The 19,025-nt window shown below is 44.8% G+C and carries 18 protein-coding genes; 9 read left to right on the top strand and 9 right to left on the bottom strand.

Annotated elements, in window-relative coordinates; all coding sequences use genetic code 11:
- Window positions 1-14: 14 nt before the first annotated feature.
- The 6 genes from AC1DFM_RS02770 to AC1DFM_RS02745 all read left to right on the top strand — a co-directional run bounded on the left by AC1DFM_RS02770 (window position 15) and on the right by AC1DFM_RS02745 (window position 5,767).
- Window positions 15-503 (top strand): DUF4296 domain-containing protein, encoded by a 489-nt coding sequence (locus AC1DFM_RS02770; RefSeq protein ID WP_477075204.1) that lies wholly within the window; start codon window positions 15-17, stop codon window positions 501-503.
- 18 nt (window positions 504-521) lie between these two features.
- Entirely contained in the window at window positions 522-1,214 is a 693-nt protein-coding gene (locus tag AC1DFM_RS02765; protein ID WP_477075203.1) for a CoA transferase subunit A, read from the top strand.
- 33 nt (window positions 1,215-1,247) lie between these two features.
- A complete protein-coding gene (locus AC1DFM_RS02760) occupies window positions 1,248-1,904 on the top strand; it encodes a 3-oxoacid CoA-transferase subunit B (RefSeq protein WP_477075202.1) in 657 nt (218 codons plus the stop codon).
- 162 nt (window positions 1,905-2,066) lie between these two features.
- Complete coding sequence (locus AC1DFM_RS02755; RefSeq protein WP_477075201.1) at window positions 2,067-3,452, top strand: DUF5723 family protein; 1,386 nt, start codon at window positions 2,067-2,069, stop codon at window positions 3,450-3,452.
- Window positions 3,453-3,595: 143 nt separating this feature from the next.
- Complete coding sequence (locus AC1DFM_RS02750; protein ID WP_477075200.1) at window positions 3,596-4,432, top strand: aminotransferase class IV; 837 nt, start codon at window positions 3,596-3,598, stop codon at window positions 4,430-4,432.
- A gap of 21 nt (window positions 4,433-4,453) precedes the next feature.
- Window positions 4,454-5,767: a cryptochrome/photolyase family protein gene (locus AC1DFM_RS02745; RefSeq protein WP_477075199.1), complete on the top strand. Its 1,314-nt coding sequence runs from the start codon at window positions 4,454-4,456 to the stop codon at window positions 5,765-5,767.
- A 50-nt stretch (window positions 5,768-5,817) separates the two neighbouring features.
- Here the strand turns inward: AC1DFM_RS02745 and AC1DFM_RS02740 are convergent, their stop codons facing one another.
- The 8 genes from AC1DFM_RS02740 to mqnB all read right to left on the bottom strand — a co-directional run bounded on the left by AC1DFM_RS02740 (window position 5,818) and on the right by mqnB (window position 15,815).
- Complete coding sequence (locus AC1DFM_RS02740; RefSeq protein WP_477075198.1) at window positions 5,818-6,231, bottom strand: DUF4345 domain-containing protein; 414 nt, start codon at window positions 6,229-6,231, stop codon at window positions 5,818-5,820.
- A 156-nt stretch (window positions 6,232-6,387) separates the two neighbouring features.
- Window positions 6,388-7,536: a redoxin domain-containing protein gene (locus AC1DFM_RS02735; RefSeq protein WP_477075197.1), complete on the bottom strand. Its 1,149-nt coding sequence runs from the start codon at window positions 7,534-7,536 to the stop codon at window positions 6,388-6,390.
- 6 nt (window positions 7,537-7,542) lie between these two features.
- Window positions 7,543-9,000 carry a RagB/SusD family nutrient uptake outer membrane protein gene (locus AC1DFM_RS02730; RefSeq protein ID WP_477075196.1) on the bottom strand — a complete coding sequence of 486 codons (1,458 nt, stop codon included), beginning with the start codon at window positions 8,998-9,000 and terminating at the stop codon, window positions 7,543-7,545.
- Between the two features lie 11 nt (window positions 9,001-9,011).
- The gene (locus AC1DFM_RS02725; RefSeq protein ID WP_477075195.1) at window positions 9,012-12,455 is read right to left on the bottom strand and encodes a SusC/RagA family TonB-linked outer membrane protein; all 3,444 of its coding nucleotides are present in this window, start codon (window positions 12,453-12,455) and stop codon (window positions 9,012-9,014) included.
- Window positions 12,456-12,550: 95 nt separating this feature from the next.
- Entirely contained in the window at window positions 12,551-13,558 is a 1,008-nt protein-coding gene (locus AC1DFM_RS02720) for a FecR family protein (protein ID WP_477075194.1), read from the bottom strand.
- A gap of 123 nt (window positions 13,559-13,681) precedes the next feature.
- The gene (locus tag AC1DFM_RS02715; protein WP_477075193.1) at window positions 13,682-14,290 is read right to left on the bottom strand and encodes an RNA polymerase sigma factor; all 609 of its coding nucleotides are present in this window, start codon (window positions 14,288-14,290) and stop codon (window positions 13,682-13,684) included.
- A gap of 31 nt (window positions 14,291-14,321) precedes the next feature.
- A complete protein-coding gene (locus AC1DFM_RS02710) occupies window positions 14,322-15,119 on the bottom strand; it encodes a 1,4-dihydroxy-6-naphthoate synthase (RefSeq protein ID WP_477075192.1) in 798 nt (265 codons plus the stop codon).
- Window positions 15,120-15,146: 27 nt separating this feature from the next.
- Window positions 15,147-15,815 (bottom strand): futalosine hydrolase, encoded by a 669-nt coding sequence (mqnB, locus tag AC1DFM_RS02705; protein ID WP_477075191.1) that lies wholly within the window; start codon window positions 15,813-15,815, stop codon window positions 15,147-15,149.
- A gap of 114 nt (window positions 15,816-15,929) precedes the next feature.
- Between mqnB and AC1DFM_RS02700 the strand changes: the two genes are divergently transcribed.
- The 3 genes from AC1DFM_RS02700 (at window position 15,930) to fabD (ending at window position 18,009) form a co-directional block, all read left to right on the top strand.
- Window positions 15,930-16,343 carry a 6-pyruvoyl trahydropterin synthase family protein gene (locus AC1DFM_RS02700; RefSeq protein ID WP_477075190.1) on the top strand — a complete coding sequence of 138 codons (414 nt, stop codon included), beginning with the start codon at window positions 15,930-15,932 and terminating at the stop codon, window positions 16,341-16,343.
- A 53-nt stretch (window positions 16,344-16,396) separates the two neighbouring features.
- Window positions 16,397-16,984: a GTP cyclohydrolase I FolE gene (gene folE / locus AC1DFM_RS02695; protein ID WP_477075189.1), complete on the top strand. Its 588-nt coding sequence runs from the start codon at window positions 16,397-16,399 to the stop codon at window positions 16,982-16,984.
- A 134-nt stretch (window positions 16,985-17,118) separates the two neighbouring features.
- Window positions 17,119-18,009 carry an ACP S-malonyltransferase gene (gene fabD / locus AC1DFM_RS02690; protein ID WP_477075188.1) on the top strand — a complete coding sequence of 297 codons (891 nt, stop codon included), beginning with the start codon at window positions 17,119-17,121 and terminating at the stop codon, window positions 18,007-18,009.
- A gap of 127 nt (window positions 18,010-18,136) precedes the next feature.
- Here the strand turns inward: fabD and AC1DFM_RS02685 are convergent, their stop codons facing one another.
- Complete coding sequence (locus AC1DFM_RS02685) at window positions 18,137-18,988, bottom strand: GNAT family N-acetyltransferase (protein ID WP_477075187.1); 852 nt, start codon at window positions 18,986-18,988, stop codon at window positions 18,137-18,139.
- Window positions 18,989-19,025: the final 37 nt, after the last annotated feature.

Raw genomic sequence — 19,025 nt, 5'->3', positions numbered from 1 at the left:
AGCTAACAGCTATAATGAATAATTTAATGACGAAATACGCCGCCCTGACTTTGATTGTATTGTTTTTGTTCGCCTGTGGTGACGGGGACAAGGTGCCGGGTCAATATATCTCTAAAGAAACAATGAGTAGTATCCTGGAAGATATGGCTATGGCAGATGCCTATAGCAGTGAATACCAGTCGGGTAGTTATTCTCCCAACTATGATTCAATCAGACAGGAAAAAGTGAAGATTTATTATAAGCAGATCCTGGACCTTCATAAAGTAAGTGTGAAGGAATTTATGGAGAGCTACCGATACTATGAAAGTCATCCCAGCCGATTAAAAGAGGCGCTACAAATGGCACAGACCAATATTGCCGCCAAAAAACAGCGTTTGGGTAGCCCGGTGGATGAAAATGCGCCAGTGCGTTATCGCCTGAGAAACATTTTCCCTTATGCCGACAGCGTGCTATTACTGCCGAGGATGGATACGCTCCGCCCTTTTGTTAAGCGGCAGTCTTAATCTATAAAACACCAAAACATGAACAAAGTAATCGCTAATGCCGACGAAGCCTTACAAGATATCCGGGATGGAGCGGTGCTGATGCTGGGAGGGTTTGGATTATGTGGTATTCCGGAAAACTGTATTGCTGCCCTGGTAAAAAAAGGAGTAAAAGAACTGACCTGTATTTCGAATAATGCAGGAGTAGATGATTTCGGCCTGGGACTGTTGTTGAAAACGCGGCAAATCCGGAAAATGATGTCGTCCTATGTAGGAGAAAACGCCGAATTTGAAAGACAACTATTAGCCGGAGAGCTGGAAGTAGACCTGATTCCACAAGGTACCCTGGCTACCCGTATCCAGATGGCGGGCATGGGTATTCCTGCTTTTTTCACACCTGCCGGCTACGGTACTGAAATTGCGGAAGGAAAGGAAGTCCGTGAATTTAATGGCAAACCTCACCTGATGGAAATGGCGTTGCACGCCGATTATGCCATCGTAAAAGCCTGGAAGGGAGATACCCTGGGTAACCTCGTTTTTCGTAAAACCACGCGGAATTTCAGTTCTTCTATGGCCAGAGCGGGGAATATTACCATTGCAGAAGTAGAACACCTGGTACAACCTGGAGAATTGGATCCCGACCATATTCATGTGCCGGGCATTTACGTACACCGCATTTTCCAGGGTAGTAATTATGAAAAACGGATCGAACGCCGCACGGTGAAGATCTAGTGTTTACATTTTCCACGCTTCAAATTTTACATAATGTCGCTCGATAAATATGGCATCGCCAAAAGAATAGCACAGGAGCTGCAGGATGGTATGTATGTAAACCTGGGTATTGGTATTCCCACCCTGGTTTCCAATTATATTCCTGCCGGTATTTCTATTATGCTGCAATCTGAAAACGGTATACTGGGTATGGGCCCTTATCCCGCAGCAGAAGATATTGACGCTGATTTAATCAATGCGGGAAAGGAAACGGTAACGTTGCTGCCCGGAGGTAGTTTCTTCGATTCTTCCGAAAGCTTCGGTATGATCCGCGCCGGAAAGGTAGATCTCACTGTATTAGGTGCGATGGAAGTATCTGATCAGGGAGATATCGCCAACTGGAAAATTCCTGGTAAAATGGTAAAAGGGATGGGAGGCGCCATGGATTTGGTGGCGTCTGCACGTAATATCATTGTGGCCATGATGCATACCAACCCTAAGGGAGAAAGTAAATTGCTGCCGCAATGTACCCTGCCGCTGACCGGTGTTAACTGTGTGAAAAAGATTGTGACGGAACTGGCGGTACTGGATGTTACGCCTGATGGCTTTAAGCTGTTGGAGCGTGCGCCGGGTGTTAGTGTGGAGGAAATTCGCGCTAAAACAGCTGGTAGAATTATAATTGAAGGAGATATTCCGGAGATGAAAATCTGACAAGATAACTAACGTATATACGTACAGGTGCCCTCGCTCTTCAAAAGCGAGGGCATTTTTATTTTTACGAATAGTCGGATTTATACTATATAATAAATTTTAATGTTTATAAATTTGCATACTTAAGTTGTTAATATTTATTCCTAACCTATAATAGTCACTATGAAAAGGATTTTTACATTCCTTCTATTGTCATGCTGTGCCACTTCTTACGCCCAGGATTTTGCGGGCTTTCGTACCAGTAGTTATGCAGGCGTAACCAGTGTATTTTCGAACCCCGCCAACATTGCAGATAGCCGTTATCGTTGGGACGTGAATTTGTTTGGCGTAAGTGCCAATGTAGCCAACAACCAGCTGAAGTATAAATTGGGTGATATCGGCTCTGCTTTTAATGGGGATACGCTGAAGAACCAGTTTTTCGGAAAGGGCAACGGATTAACCAAAGCGCTGGTGAATATCGGTGTAGCGGGTCCCTCTGCGATGTTTAACTTAGGCAAGTTTACCTTTGCGGTAACTTCCCGTGTACGTGTAGTCGCTAACGTTACTGATGTAGATGGCAAGCTGACCGATAAAATCATTAATAACCTGTCGTCTAATGCAGACCTGCCTTACACCATTGCTTCCAATAGTAACATGCGGGTGAGCGCGAATGCCTGGGCCGAATATGGTGTATCAGTAGCTCGTGAAGTGCTGACCATGGGTCCTCACTACCTGAAAGCGGGGGTAAGCCTGAAGTATCTTTCCGGTGCCGGTAATGGTACCATCAATGTGGATCACCTGCAAGGCACCATGAATGTAGACGAAGGCAAGCAGGATGCTTATCTGACCAATGCTTCCGGGAAAGTAGGTATGAACTTCGCTGGTTTCAATATCTCTGATTTTGATGCGGCTGATGCGCTTAAATTTACCGGACACGGTATCGGTGCTGAATTAGGCGCGGTATACGAGTATCGTCCTGAGAGCGAGAGCAAGGGCCCTAACAAGTATAAATTCCGCGTGGGCGTTTCCCTGATGGATATCGGTAAAATCAAGTATGAGCGTGATGTAACCCGTAGTGGCACCTTTACCATTGGTATTCCCGCCGGTCAACAGTTTTCCATGAAGCACCTGGAAGATGTTAAAATGGATAACTACAAAACGGAGTTAGGTAAATATCCTCAGTATTTTAAACCAGCCGCGGATAATAATAATGCTTCTTATGCGGTGAGTTTACCTACTACTTTGCAGGTGAACGGCGACTATCACATTCACCAGGCTTTCTACATAAACATGGATGTGCAATTGTCGTTGGCGAATGGTAAAAATAAACCTTACAATACACAGTATTACAGTGGTTTCAGTATTACTCCCAGTTACGACGGCCGGATATTCGGTTTCTTCCTGCCTATCAACTACAACGAACTGTCGAAACTGAATGCTGGAGCAAGCTTCCGTGTAGGACCATTATTTGTTGGTTCCGGTAGCGTATTAACGGCATTGTTGGGTTCTTCTCATCAGGTAGATGGTTTTGTGGGTGTACGTTTCGGCACCTTAAAAAAACGTAAATAAATTTAAAAAGGGATTTCCGGATGGTTTTAAAATCAGATATTTTGTTTCAACAATACATACCACTTTGAAACAAAATCCGGAAATCCCAAACTTCGAAAATCCCCAAATAAGTGGTACCTTTCACCTTGCTAAAAACGTTCGAGGTGCAAGTTGGATTTCTTTGTTACAACGGTAAATACATTCCTGCGGCTGACCCGATTTTTACTGCCGATAATCGCTCCTTTCGATACGGGGATGGATTCTTTGAAACCCTGAAAGTATACCAGGGACATGTACTGATGGCAGACCTGCATTTTGAAAGGTTGCTGGCCAGCTTACATTTGCTGCACTTCGATATTCCCACACATTTTACCAAAGCATTTTTTATAAAGCAGATTGTTGACCTCTGCAACAAGAATAATGTATCACATCTGGCCCGGGTGAGATTGGCTATCTTTCGCTCTGATGGCGGATTGTATGATCCGGTGAATAATTTACCCAACTATATCATTCAATGTTGGGAACTTAGCAAAACTGTATTGGAATTAAATGAAAACGGGTTGGTTATTGATATTTTTCCGGATGTGAAAAAGAGTTGTGATAAATTATCTTCTATCAAATCCAATAATTGTTTGCCTTATGTAATGGCGGCGATGTATGCCAAACAACATCGTCTGAATGAGGCAATCCTTATGAATCAATATGGACGGGTGGCAGATAGCACCATTGCTAACCTGTTTATTGTACGGGATAAAAAAATATACACGCCGCCACTTTCTGAAGGCGGCGTTTGTGGAGTAATGCGGAAGTATTTATTGAAAGCAGAACTTCCTTTTAAAGTGGAAGAAAGACCACTTGATATTGATGACCTCGAGAATGCGGATGAAATATTTTTAACGAATGCGATCTATGGCATTCGTTGGGTAGGCCTTTTCCGCGATAGTAGTTACGGCAATGCTACCGCCGCCATTTTACATGAGCTGTTAGCCGTTAGCTTTTAGCCGCTGAAAAAAATCATTAGCATGGAACAGCACGTCAGTCTTTGCTGGTTTCGCCGCGATCTGCGGCTGGAAGACCAGGCCGCTTTTTATTATGCATTACGCGCAGGAGTACCGGTAGTACCCGTATTTGTTTTTGATACCAATATCCTGGACGATCTGGAAGATAAGCACGATCAACGGATGATATTTATACACGCTGTGCTGGAGGAAATGCAACAACAGTTGAAAGCCTATGGCAGCACGATGGATGTATTTTATGGCACGCCGGAAGCCGCGTTTTCACATTGGACATCGAAGTATAACGTAACAGGAGTATATGCCAACCATGATTATGAGCCATACGCTATTAACCGTGATGCGGCTATCGCCAAACAACTGGGCGAAAAAGGTGTTTCTTTTCATACTTATAAAGACCAGGTAATACTGGAGAAAAAAGAAGTATTAAAAGATAACGGTGAACCATATACGATTTTTACACCGTACAGTAAACGATGGTATGATACCCTGACAGATTTTCATCTTAAGCCATATCCCTGCAAAAAATATATCAAACAGCTGTATCAGCAGTCGCGGTTGAATATTCCTTCCCTGCATACCATGGGATTCAAAAGTGGACCTGCACAATTTCCGTCAAAGGAGTTACCGGAAGTATTGATACAGCATTACGATACCACCCGCGATTTTCCTGCGGTGAATGGCACATCGCGGCTGGGCATTCATTTACGTTTTGGTACCATCAGTATCCGGGAATTGATGCAACATGCCATGCAGCTGAATGCCACTTTTGCCAAAGAACTGATATGGCGGGAATTTTATCAGATGATACTCTGGCATTTTCCACATGTAGTGGGACACTCCTTTAAGCGGGAATACGATAAAATAGCGTGGCGCAACAACCAGGCGGAATTTGAACGCTGGTGCAAGGGCGAAACCGGCTATCCGATTGTAGATGCGGGCATGCGGGAATTAAATACTACCGGTTATATGCACAATCGGGTGCGCATGATTACAGCCAGTTTTCTGACCAAGCATTTGTTGATAGACTGGCGTTGGGGAGAAGCTTACTTTGCTGCTAAACTGCTCGATTATGACCTGGCTGCGAATAACGGCGGCTGGCAATGGGCGGCCGGTTCCGGCTGTGATGCGGCGCCTTATTTCCGGGTGTTTAATCCTACACTGCAAACACAGAAGTTTGATAAAGACCTGCAGTATATCCGCAAATGGGTACCGGAGTTTGAATCGTTTGATTATATAAAACCAATAGTATCGCATGAGGTGGCGCGGAAACGCGCATTAGAAGTATATGGACAGGCGTTGAAGAAAAACGGTTTATAACAAGGGGCTTCCTCCGGATAGGAAAAAGCCCCGCCCTATTAAACCTACCACTATATTTTTGAAACACTGAGGTTCCGCAAACGTAGCCACAGCAATGCTCCCATTGCGAAAAACACACTTTCAATGATCAGCCATTGTGTACCAAAGGCGCCCAGTGGTCCTTCTACTGTCCAGGTAATGATACGCGACAGGGCATAGAGTCCCCAAAGCCAGCATAAAAAGATAACGCCCTGTTGTATGTCTTTGATGGCCCAACGTATCAGCATAACGGTAATGGTTAATCCTACACCACCATATACGCCCCTGATGGAACTAAAAGCATCAGTGTTAGGCAACTTCACCTGTACCAGATCCATTACCGCCTGTGGGCTGAAAAAGCCCATCATACTTACCATAAAAAAGCTTCCCGCAGACAGGAACAGGTATACGCGGGATAAGACATTGATTGTTCGGGATTGCTTCATATTTACACGTTTATGGTGCAAAATTGGCGGTGCTGCGTTTATAAAATCTTTGTGTGTACCAAGATTTTTATGGGAATAAATACGGTGAGATAAAAATAAAAGCGCGGTATCAAAAATTCATTTTGATACCGCGCTTTTTGTATTACTGTAAGGTGCTTATTTCAGGACTTCTGCCAGTTTTTTGTCCAGCGCTTCATGATCTTCTCCACCACCGCCAAAGCGGGCTACAATCACTCCTTTAGGGTCCACCAGGATTTGAGTGGGTAAAGAATGAATACCAAAGTGTTGACTGACATCATTGGGGTTATCAACATCCTTCATTAGTTTATCCATATCCAGGCCCCGCAGTATATGTTTCCATACACCTATACCATCTTTTTCCACGGCTTTTTTCCAGGCGTCATGGTTACGGTCATCATCGGAGATGCTGATAATTTCCAGTCCTTTGTTTTTGTAGTCTTTGTATAAATCGAGCAGGTGTGGATTACCAGCGCGACAAGGAACACACCAGCTGGCCCAGAAATCGAGCAGCACATATTTTCCCCGGAAATCAGCGAGTTGTAATGGTTGGTCGTTGATGTCCTTTTTACTGAAATTAAAGGCCGTGCTGCCCGGAGATCCGGCTTCCAGTTGTTTTATTTCTTTCGCTATTTTCTGTCCGTCTTTGGTCTTTTGTAAAGCAGGGCTCAGGCTGGAAAAATAGTATTTGGCAGAATCCAGCGACAACTTGCCTACTTCAAAGCGCATCAGGTACAGGCTGAGAAAGGCGTTGTGATGTTCACGGATGAATTTTCTCGACAGCTGGCTGTTTGCTTCGAAATAAGGCTCCAGTTGTTGGCGGATGGCGCCTGCTTTATCATGATCTTTTTCATTTTTAAGCGCGTTCAGTATGGGCTCATATTGTTTGGTAGCTGCTTCTTTTTCTGCTTCCAGTTTTTGATACAGATCATTGGTAACAGAGCCTTTCAGTATAATGGTGGTAAGATCACCATTCTGTATGTTGACGGTCATGGGAACGGGTTCCAGGAATAAGGACGCCTGCTCCTTTTTATTTCCGGTCATTGACCGGCTTAATACCGCGGAAAACATGCCGACGGTTGGTTGGGCTAAAGTCCCGCTAAAGCTGAATTTGCCGTTTACTACTGCAGCACTGTCGGTGATATATTTTTCTCCGTTGTTGTATTGCAGGTAGTATTTAGCGGGGGCATTACTGCCCGCATCGCCGGTGATACTGAATTTTTTCTGAGCAGTAGCTAACTGCGTCATGGCTAACGTTAACGATAGTACGCTGATTATTTTACTCATATACTATTATGGATTTTGTGTAAGATTAGGATTGAGTGTGATTTCTTCCTGCGGTACCCGCAGTAATATTTTTGGACTGGTGGCCGGTATAGTCATGGCGCCACTGCCAATAGAGGCATAGTTTCTCACCATTGGCAAACCATTGCGGAAGTAGTCGAAGGAGTTATGTCCTTCGAAAGCCAATTCTATACGGCGTTGCAGCAATATTTCGTTGAAGAGGGCTTCGCCGGAAAGGTCCACGGAGGGCAATCCTGCGCGATTACGGATGATATTCAGATCCGTTAACGCTGCATCTTTATTACCCAGTTTGGCATTGGCTTCTGCGCGATTCAGGTATACCTCTGCGAGGCGCAGGTAGCGGAAAGGCGACTTGCTGAAGAGGGAGGTATAACCCAGCATATACTTCACCGTTGCAATGGTATCGGTAGTTATGCCGGGCGTAATATTTACTACGTAGTGCGAAGAACGCAGGTCCGTTGACGATACCAGTGCTAACAGCGGGACAGAAGGACGATAGTAACCACCATCGTATCCGATACGGGAAGGAAATGCATATAGTTTGGCCAGAGAAGAATTACCATAATCCATGTTGCCGGCAAAAATATCTTCCTTATTATTTTTGTTATTACTGTTATAGTAGGAGCGATAAGCTGCGCTTTGTGATAAAGTAAACTGATTACTGTTAATGATCCCGGTGGCATTATCCACTACTTTCTGATTGAAAGCGGCTGTTGGCTGCTGGAAAGTTCCGCCCATATACAAATACACGCGTGAAAGTAATGCAGCTGCCCCCATCTTGCTGGCATAGCTGCTGGATTTATCCTGTGTGAATAAAGGCATGGCGGTTTCCAGGTCGTTGATGATCTGATCATAAACGGCTTTGACACTGGCTCTGGCAGGCTTATAATCAGGGGCATTATTAGCTGTGGTGATCAGCATCACGCCAGGGCTATTAGCGGCATCCTGATAGTAAGGTTTGCCATAGAAACGTACCAGGTTAAAATATACAAAAGCACGGACAAACAATGCTTCAGCTTTCGCCTGCAGGATAATCGGGTCCTTTTCATCTTTTGCTACATGGTCGAGTAGCTTGTTGGTGTGAAGAATCGCAAAATAGCTAGCCCGCCAGAGGTTGTAAGTCCAGCTGTTATTTTTATCCGACGAGTTGGTGTAGTTAAACGCATCGCTATTTTTATTGAGCTCCAGATCGAGTGCATGAATATTATTGCCCAGCGCATCCGGGAGAAACATCGTAATACCTCCGTAACCAAAGGCATCATTTTCCATGCCTACACCGGTAGTGATCATCTGGTATAAGGTGAGAGTCGCTTGCGTAAATCCTGCTGGTGTGGAGAATTGTAGTTGCTCTGTAGTGACATTATGCGGACGGAGATCATCCAGTTGTTTATTGCAGGCACTTAACGCGAAGATGCTGCAGAACGCGATTAATATTTTCCGGTTCATATTGTAGTAGTTTAGAAAGTTACATTAAGACCTGCGGTGATACGTCTTGGATTGGCATTGTCAATACCAATGCCGGCAAAGCTGGTGGAACCGATGGTAGCTCCTTCCGGATCAGCGCCTACGTAGTCTTTATGCTTAATAACAAATACATTATCCATACTCACGAATACGCCTGCACGTTGCGCCCGGAATTTAGATAATGTTTTGGGTGAAAGATCATAGCCCAGTCGTATGTTACGCATACGGATATGGCTGGCATTTCCGAACATCAGGGAAGAGTTGGTATTAAACACTCTCCATTGATTCATCTTGCTGCTGTATACATCCGGATAATTGGCATTTTTGTCGCCGGGTTGTTGCCATATTTTTTGAGATGCCTGCCAGCCCACGTTATTTCTACCACCCATTGGAGCGGTAGGGTCCTGGAAGTTATTGATGATACTCATACGAGTGTAGTTACCTACCTGGAACCACATTTCTGCACTGAGTGAAAACTGTTTATAGGTAAAAGTATTGGTAAATCCGCCGAAGAATTTCGGTGTGGCAGATCCTACTGTCTGAAAGTTCCGGAGGTCAGCGTAGTTACCCATTCCTTCTACTTTCTGCAATTTTCCGGAGGCATCATAGTTCTCAAATAAAGGTGCGCCATTGTCTGGATTTACCCCTACATAACGTACGGCTCTGATGGTGTTAATATCTTCTCCCACATAGTGGTAGAAGGCCCGGCTGTAGCTATCCAGTAACGAATCGTTGTAGAGTTTCTGGATGGTGTTTTTATTGAAACTGATGTTCAGGTTAGTTGTCCAGCTGAAGTTTTTGCTATCAATGTTCTTCGTGTTGAGCATCACTTCCAGTCCTTTATTCAGTACTTCTCCTATATTCTGATATTGGAGGAAGGAACCTTGTGCGGAGCTTACATATACCTGTTGCAGCAGGTTTTTACTGAGTTTGGAATATAGGTCGATGTTAACTTCTACGCGTTTCCAGAGCCCCAGATCAATACCGATGGTATTATTAACGGTAGTTTCCCAACTGATATTGGGGTTTTCCAGTTGTGTGATTTGCACGCCTACTCCGGCAGGGTTATCATATGGATTTGGATTTGGGCTGCCATAAAGTGTTTGATTCAGGTAGCCATCGCCTACATCTCTTCCTGAGGTGCCGTGCACAACACGCAGCTTCAGTTGGTCAATGCTTTTCACATCTGCCAGAAAAGCTTCCCGGTTGATCATCCAGCCTGCACTGAGGGCATAGAAAGTGCCATATCTTTTATTGCGGCCAAAGTTGGTAAAGGCGTCTGTACGTAAAGATCCGGCGGCAAAGTAGCGGGATAAATAGTTATAGTTCAATTCACCAAAAGCAGAGAAGCTGGCCCGTTCTGCATAAGTACCGTTAGGGCGGGTAGGCGTACCATATACGTAGTCTACGGCGTTGCCGATATTTTTAGCAGCACCGGCGTTGCGTTCACCAGGCAGCATGTTGAAATAGTCATTTGCCTGCGTTTCACTATGACGTTTTGCCCACTCTGTTCCGGCCAGGAAATTGAATTTATGATCATTGAATTGTTTGGTAGCAGTTAAAGTGTTGGTAGATGTAAAGTTAAAATAACGACCATCGGAAATGGAGAGCGTGCCATTTACACCCGCCTGCCCCGGTGAAAAGAGATAAGGATAGCCGCCATATTTACCGGAGAAACTTCTGGGGTCCAGGTAGGCGTTGTAATGTGTGTTAACATAATCGATGGTATTGGTGGTTTTAACACTTAACCAGGGCAATATTTTGTAACTGAGCCATCCGGTACCGGTGAAGTGCATATTGTCAGTAACCGAGGTATTATCGAACTTTTTCTCTCCCAGAAAGTTTTGGTTGTAGGTAGTATAGGGTACGCCAAAGTTGCTGGATTGTTTTATCGGGATGCTGTCTGCCAGCGAACCGTCTGCATTGTATGGCGTTACAAAGGGTTGCGTAGCATATAACTGAGGCATACCGTTGCGGCTAATGGTTTTATCGATGATGGCGCTGGTATTGATACCACCGCTTACTTTTTCAGAAAATTTCTGTTCGATATTCAGGCGCAGGTTGCGGCGGTCAAAGGTATTTCCGTAGTTGATACCTTTTTCTTTATACCAGTCCAGGCCCGCATATACGGTGGTTTTATCGTTGCCACTGGTAATGCCCAGGCTGATATCCGAGAAGTTACCATCGTTGAATAATGCTTTTTCCCAATTAAAATCTTTTGATTTATCGGCATCTGTATAAATACGGCGTTGGTTGATAAAATCTGCAGCCGTCGGAAATTGTGTATGTAATGACGGTGTTTCTTCCCATTTGCGTTGCAACAATTTATCCATTCCGGCAATGGCTTCGGCGGTATTATTCATATGGATCGCACGGTTCTGCTGGATCGCACCATAGCGGGTATCGAGGGTAACATGCACACCGCTGTTTTGTGTACCTCTTTTAGTAGTGACCACAATTACGCCCTGTGCGGCACGGGAACCGTAAATAGCAGTAGAGGCGGCGTCTTTCAGGATCGTAATGCTTTCTACATCTGCAGGATTTACCACATCCTGTAATGATTGTGCAGTTGAAATCACCCCATCTATCACGATCAATGGACCGAAGTAAGAACTGGTGCCTGAAGGCAACGAGGAAATACCACGGAGTAATACCTGTCCCTTGGCACCAGCATTGGCACTGGGTTCTACGATATACATGCCGGTAGTTTTCGCTTTCAGCATGGATAAAATATTAGGAGAAGAAACAGAGCTGCGTAATTGTGCGCCGGAAATTTTTTGTACAGCACCGGTGAGTTCTGCTGCTTGTTTATTGCTATATCCCATTACTACTACACTGCCCAGGCTGGTAGCATCTTCTTCCAGTACAATATGATTGTCTGTACCGCTAATTGCCTGTGTTTTAGAACGGTAGCCAATAGTGGTGATGGTTACGGGATGGCCTTCTGAGGTGGCGATGGCGAAAGCGCCGTTAGCGTCTGTAACCGCGCCTTTGCCGGTAATCATGTCGCGTACAGTGGCAGCGGGGAGTGGTTGTCCTTTACGATCTGTAATGGTCCCTTTTACCAATGGTGGTGCGGTATTGGTGTTGGTAGGATGTTCCGGCTTCATGACGCCGATCATATTGCCACTGAGCTTGAATTCCAGTCCGGAAGCGGTTTCCAGGTCTGCCAACAATTCTTTGATGCTTCTAGCTTTGGAAGGAAGCGTAATCGGTTTGTTGGGTAATGTCCCGGCCACATAAAAGAACTTCACCTGAAAAGATGCTTCAATTTTACGAATGGCCGCCTGCATGGAAATATCCTGCAACGGGATTACTTTTCTTTGTTGCCCGTATGATGTGATACTGGTCATCAATAGCAACAACACCAGGACTGAGAACTGTCGTGTAACAGCAGAGCAAAACAGCGCACGGAGGCGCGCAAATTTAAAAGTCATGCGTCAGTTTTTAAATGTAATGGTTGATATGGTCATCACAAACGCCGGCAGCTTGTGGTGATCCCGATTTAGCGATTTTGGTGGAAACGCTTGTATTAAAATTGAATCGTTACTTTATCCGGTTGTATTTGAAAATTGCATCCGGCTGTGAAACAAAAAATGTTCAGTACTTTTTCAAGTTTATCATTATCGAAGGCTCCTGAGAACCGTTTGGCATTCAACAGATTTCCTTTTATTTCGAATGGTATTCCATACCAGTTTTCGAGTTCTGTAATTACTTCCCGGACGCTGGCATTGTTGAATACGAGCTTACCGGTTTTCCAGGTATGTACGGCAATTGTATCAAATGATTGCCGGGTCATTTCTTTGGACGTTTCATTCCAGCGGGCCTGTTCTCCCGGAATAAGTGTGATGGCCTTGGTTTCGCTGGTGTTTTCACTCACTTTTACTTTCCCACTGAGTAATGAAACAGTGGATTGTGGCTCGTATGGATATGATTTTACGAGAAAGGAAGTGCCCAGCACCGTGGTGCGGATTTCTTTGCTGGTGACCACAAACGGATCATCCGTATTACCGGTTACATCAAAGAGGGCAGCGCCTTTTATCAATTCAACATGACGGTGTTTATGGCTGTAATCGGAAGGTATCCTGACACTGGTGTTAGCGTTAAGGAGTACCGCAGATCCATCTGGTAATGTGAGCATTTTCCGTTGTCCCCATTCACTGGAGTATACCAGGTAGGTGACAGGTGCCGGAGCAGGCTGACGCATTTTCCAAAGTGCCGTAAGGCCTCCCAGCAGCGCTACTGCAGCGGCGGCGCGCCAGGCATAACCACGCCAGTTGATACGATGTACCGGTGTGGGCATGGTGGCTTGTACTGCCTGTTGTAAGCGCGTACGTTGCGTGGCTTTATCATTTTCTGCGGCACTGGTATTGATGTTATAGTATAACGCTACCGCTGCCGCCACCTTCTCCTGTATTTCAGGATGTTGCGCGATATACGCTTCCCACTGCTGAATAGCTCCGGCGTTGTTGCGACGGATATATTGCAGAAAAGTGTCATCGAGTAACAGGTCTAATTCCGTTAGGTCCTTTGGCAGCATTTCCCATCCATTTTAAAAGTAGAGCGACAATCGTTTCTGTTTTACCAGGTTGGTACCGGTAAAAGTCTGAATTTTGATAATTTTTATTTAAAGTGTGATTTCTTGAAAAAAATCTAAGGGGATTTATAGGGGAAGTAACAGCAAGAGCATTTTCAAATTCAGCTTACCTGATTTTAAATCCTCTTCGAGTGACAGTTTGAGCGTTTTTAATGCTTCGTACAGATGATTATATACCGTGCGGTGTGTAAGGCCGGTGATGTTCACTATTTCTTCGTAACTCCGTTCTTCGTAAAAGCGAAGGTTGATTAACTCCTTTTGCCGGGGACTCAGTAACGTGATTGCTTCCTGTATGCGTCCTACGGCTTCTTTATGCTGTTGTTGCTGTATCAGTACTTGTTCACTGGAGGGGATGTCATCGCCGGGTTCCTGATTCATCCACAGCGAGAGTAATCCGTTGTCTTTTTTCTCCTGTTGCAGTTGCAGTAGCAGCCTGCGTTTGAAGGAGGTGATAATATAACTTTTTACGTTATTGACTATTCCCAGGCTTTCTTTTTTCTCCCAGAGGTAAAGGAAAACCTGTTGAATGCAATCTTTCACCGGTTCACTGTTAGTGCAAATTTTCAGGCCCAGGAAGAGGAGCAGGTGGTAATACTGATCATACAAGGTGTATAATGCCTGCTCCTCTCCTTGCCGGAACCTGTTCCACAGTTCTGTATCCTTGTTTTCGATCATATCGTAACAAAAGAACAAAAAATCAGTTGCTTTAACGCTGTATTTTTTCAGCGGCTGTCATAAGTGCAGCCACAGCAGCCTTTCCTTCACTGCCCAGGTCAAGACTGAAATCATTTACATATAGATCGATATGCTGACGCATCACTGATTCATCCATTTCCTGTGCATGAGACTTTACGTAGTCGGACAGCTGTGGATAAGTGGTGTAGCTATTCTGCAGGCTTTGGTGGATGAGGGCATCCAGTTGTGCGCGGGTAGCTTCCGGTACATCTTTACGGATAAAGATGCCTCCCAGTGGGATAGGGTTACCGGTAGTTTTTTCCCAGTATTCACCCATGTCCATCAGTTTTACGAGTCCTTTGAGCTGGTAGGTAAAACGGTTTTCGTGGATGATCACACCTGCGTCTACGTCGCCATTCAATACTGCATTTTCAATTTCAGAGAAGACCATTATTTTTTTCTTCTTTGCTTCCGGAAAAGCAATAGAGAAGAGTAGGTTGGCGGTGGTGTTTTCGCCGGGAATGGCGATGGTCATGTTTTTAATATCTTCCAGCGGGATATCCTTTTTAGCGATGAGCAATGGTCCGCAACCGCGTCCCAGTGCACTGCCGCTATTTAGCAGTTCGTACTGTTCTTTTACTTTCAGGTATACCGCGAAGCTCAGTTTGGTGATGGATAGTTTGCCTTGTAATGCCCAGTTGTTCAGTGTCTCCACGTCTTCCAGGTGTGTATCAAAGGTAAAATCCTGGGTGTCTATTTTGTTATTCACCAGTGCGTCGAAAATGAAGGTATCATTTGGGCAGGGTGAAAATCCTAAAGATAAATGCATATGCTATCAAAATTTTATGGTCTGTTGTTAAATGCCGGCCAGTGTATGCACCGTTTTTATCAGTTCTTCGTTGAGTGTTTTTACGGCGTGTGGTATTTTCCACTTGCTTTTATCTCTGACTTCCACATAGTTGGAGAGGCTTCTCAGCTGGAGGAAGGGTATCCTTTCCAGCAGGCAGGCATAATGAAATGCGGCGCCTTCCATGCTTTCTACGTCGGGGTCATATTTTTGTACGAGTTTTTGGATGGTAGCTTCGCTGCCGCTGACCAGGTTTACGCTGATGCCGGTGGCAATGGGCAGGGGAGGCAGTTCCGGCAGGCCTGCAAAGGTGTTTTCCAGGCTGGTACCGGTGAAGGGAACCTGGTCAGGTTGCCAGAGTTGTATATCAAATAAATCTCTAAATTGATTGTTGTCTTCCGCGCCGAGGTCAGCAAGGTATTCTCTTTTTACGGTGACTACCTGTCCCAGCTCCCAGTTGTGGCGGAAGCTGCCGCCAATACCGGCTTGTATGGCGATATCCGGTTTATGCAGGACCAGGTGGCGGCCCAGGCTGAAAGCAGTGTGCATCATGCCGATGCCGGCAATGAGGAGATCAATTTCGCAGTGAGCGGCAGATAAGGTGTTGCGGTGCTCGTCCAGGTACTGTAAAAAAGGCTTTATTTCCAATGTGGTAGCCGCGGTAACCAGTATTTTCATAGGGTAAAAGTACGGCAAAAATGTATGCTCCCATGTAAAACAATTGACAGGAATAGAGGATAATTTGGGGCTACTCATTTAATAGTGGTATTTTTGCGAAAATTTTTTGCAATAATGATTTATTTAACGCGAGTAGAGAACTTTAATGCGGCGCATAAGTTATCTAACCCGGCCTGGAGTAAAGAAAAAAACGAAGAAGTTTTTGGTAAATGTGCCAATGAAAACTGGCATGGTCATAACTACGAGCTGCACGTTACTATAAAAGGTAATCCTGATCCTGAAACGGGCTTTGTATTCAATGCCAAAACTTTAGGCATCATTATCCGGGATTCTGTTATTGAGAAGATAGACCACCGGAATCTGAATATGGATGTGGATTTCATGGCAGGTAAATTTACGTCTGCTGAAAATCTTTCTATCGCTATCTGGGACCAACTAGCCAAACATTTGCCAGCAGAAGTACAACTGCATTGCATTAAGTTGTACGAAACCCCTCGCATATACGTAGAATATTACGGAGGAAAGTAGGGTAGATGAGAACGTATATGTCAGCCTTTGAAATTTACTAAAATCATATAAGAATGGCGTATAATAAGATTGAAAGTTACGATGAAAAGATCACGTCCGGTCTTGTAGAAAACTATAAAGAATGCCTGCACCTGTTAGGAGAAGATCCTGCCAGGGAAGGGCTGGAGAAAACGCCGGAGCGTATGGCTAAGGCGATGCAGTTCCTCACTCAGGGTTATCAGCTGGACGCGCGGGCTATCCTGGAGGGTGCTAAGTTTACCGAATCATATAGCGAAATGGTGATCGTAAAAGACATAGAAATATATTCTATGTGTGAACACCATATGTTGCCCTTCTTCGGAAAGGCGCATGTAGCCTATATTCCGAACGGGTATATCACTGGTCTGAGCAAGTTGGCCAGGGTGGTAGATGTATTTGCCCGCCGGTTACAGGTACAGGAACGCTTAACACATCAGATCCTGGACGCTATACAGGAAACCTTACAGCCGGAAGGCGTTGGTGTAGTGATAGAGGCGCAACACCTGTGCATGATGATGCGCGGCGTGCAAAAGCAAAACTCTATTACCACTACCTCCGCATTCAGTGGCCAGTTTCTCCATGGTGATACAAGAGCAGAGTTTATGAAACTGATTTCCAAATAGCATTAACAACGCAGTTATTTAGGGATTTTTACCCCGCTGTAAGCGGGGTGAAAATCCCTAAATAGTTTTGTATTTCTTTTGATTGTATATTTGGAAAATTTTAATCTGAAAAGCTAAAACAACAAAATATCCACATGAAGCATGCTTACGTATTTCCCGGACAAGGTTCACAGTTTCCGGGTATGGGCAAAAATCTGTACGAGACGAACGAAAAAGCAAAAGCGCTTTTTGAGCAAGCCAATGAAATTTTAGGTTTCCGCATTTCTGATATCATGTTCAATGGTACAGAGGAAGACCTGAAGCAAACCAAGGTTACACAGCCCGCCGTATTCCTGCATGCTGTTATCGCTTTCCTGTGCACGGAACATTCCCAGCCGGAAATGGTAGCAGGTCATTCCCTGGGCGAGTTCTCTGCCCTTGTAGCTAATGGTGTATTGTCTTTCGAAGCAGCGTTAAAACTGGTCGCTATCCGTGCTAACGCCATGCAGAAAGCATGTGAGTTGCAACCATCCACCATGGCAGCAGTACTGGCATTGGATGACGCTAAAGTAGAAGAAATATGTGCTGCTGTTACCGCTGAAACAGGCGAAATAGTAGTACCAGCCAATTATAACTGTCCTGGTCAGCTGGTGATTTCCGGTACCCTCAAAGGTGTAGAAATTGCCTGCGAAAGAATGAAAGCTGCCGGTGCTAAACGTGCCCTGATACTGCCTGTAGGTGGTGCTTTCCACTCTCCGTTAATGGCACCTGCCAAAGAAGAGTTACAAGCGGCTATCAACACGGCTACTTTTAATACACCCAGCTGCCCGGTTTACCAGAATGTAGTGGCTACTGCGGTAACTGATCCTGCACAGATTAAACAAAACCTGATTGAGCAGTTAACGGGTGCTGTAAGATGGACACAGTCCGTTCAGGCTATGGTAGCCGATGGTGGTCATGAGTTTACCGAAGTAGGTCCTGGTAAAGTATTGCAGGGATTAATTCAGAAGATCAATAAAGAAACCGTTGTAAACGGAATCAATTAGAAGATAGAGCAGAAATCATAAAGCTGAAAGCAAAAAGCTATTGTGGCGAATGAACTTTGCGAATTATATACGCATTGATCATTCGCCACAATAGCTTTTTGCTTTCAGCTTTATGCTTTCTGCTCTTTTACAGTGTCAGCACCATTTCGTACTGTGATAAATAATGCGCCAGTCCTGCCTGTTGCAGGAAGGTATTTACTTCCGGGAGATGATCATCAATATTGATAATAGTAAAAGGCCCACCCAACTGATCAGCGGCATACTGCAGTAAAGCACTACCTACTCCTTGTCTGCGGAAGCGCGGATTCACTGCCATATTTCTGATCCGTCGTGTATCTCTGTGCACACTGATATATCCGGCAGTTTCGCCGTCAATAACCGCTTCCCAGGTAGTGGTGAAAATACCTTCCCGTTGAATGCTGTCAACAGTATTGGACCAGGTGGGCGTCATATCCATGAAGGTGGAAAGCGTGGCCCAGTCCGGCGTTTCATTAGCCTGTATGGTGACATGGGAAGGCGTTTTACGGGTTTCTACCATGCCCTTGAACGAATGAATAAAGCGGGCTTTCTGAAATCCGCTATTCGTATAGGCTTTGATAGCTGGTAGATTAGTGCTGATTACTTCCAGTATCACTTTGCGGATACCACGTTGCTGATACACCGGAATAAAACGTTCATACATTTTCTGCACCAGGTGTTGTCCACGATAAGTGGGCACTACACCGGTACCACCATTGTATAAAACAGTAGGATGCGCGATGTTATCTACCGCATGTAAAATGAATCCACCTAATTCATTACCGGCGAAGGCGCCGATAGAAAAATTCCGTTGCAGATTTTCTCCCTGTATTTTCTGCTCCATAATAGAAGGCGTGAGGTGCAGGGGGACTATATAATCGCTAAAGGCGGTGTTAAAGGTATCACAGAGCTGTGGCGTGGCTACATGTTCGAGTGTACGAAAATCCTGAATGAAAATCATAGTAAAATGGTATGTTATCAATATTAGTAATGATTGA

This window comes from Chitinophaga sp. 05T412 (assembly GCF_056396465.1).
The sequence above is the reverse complement of the archived record's forward strand: the minus strand, read 5'-3'. Positions and strand labels throughout refer to the sequence as shown.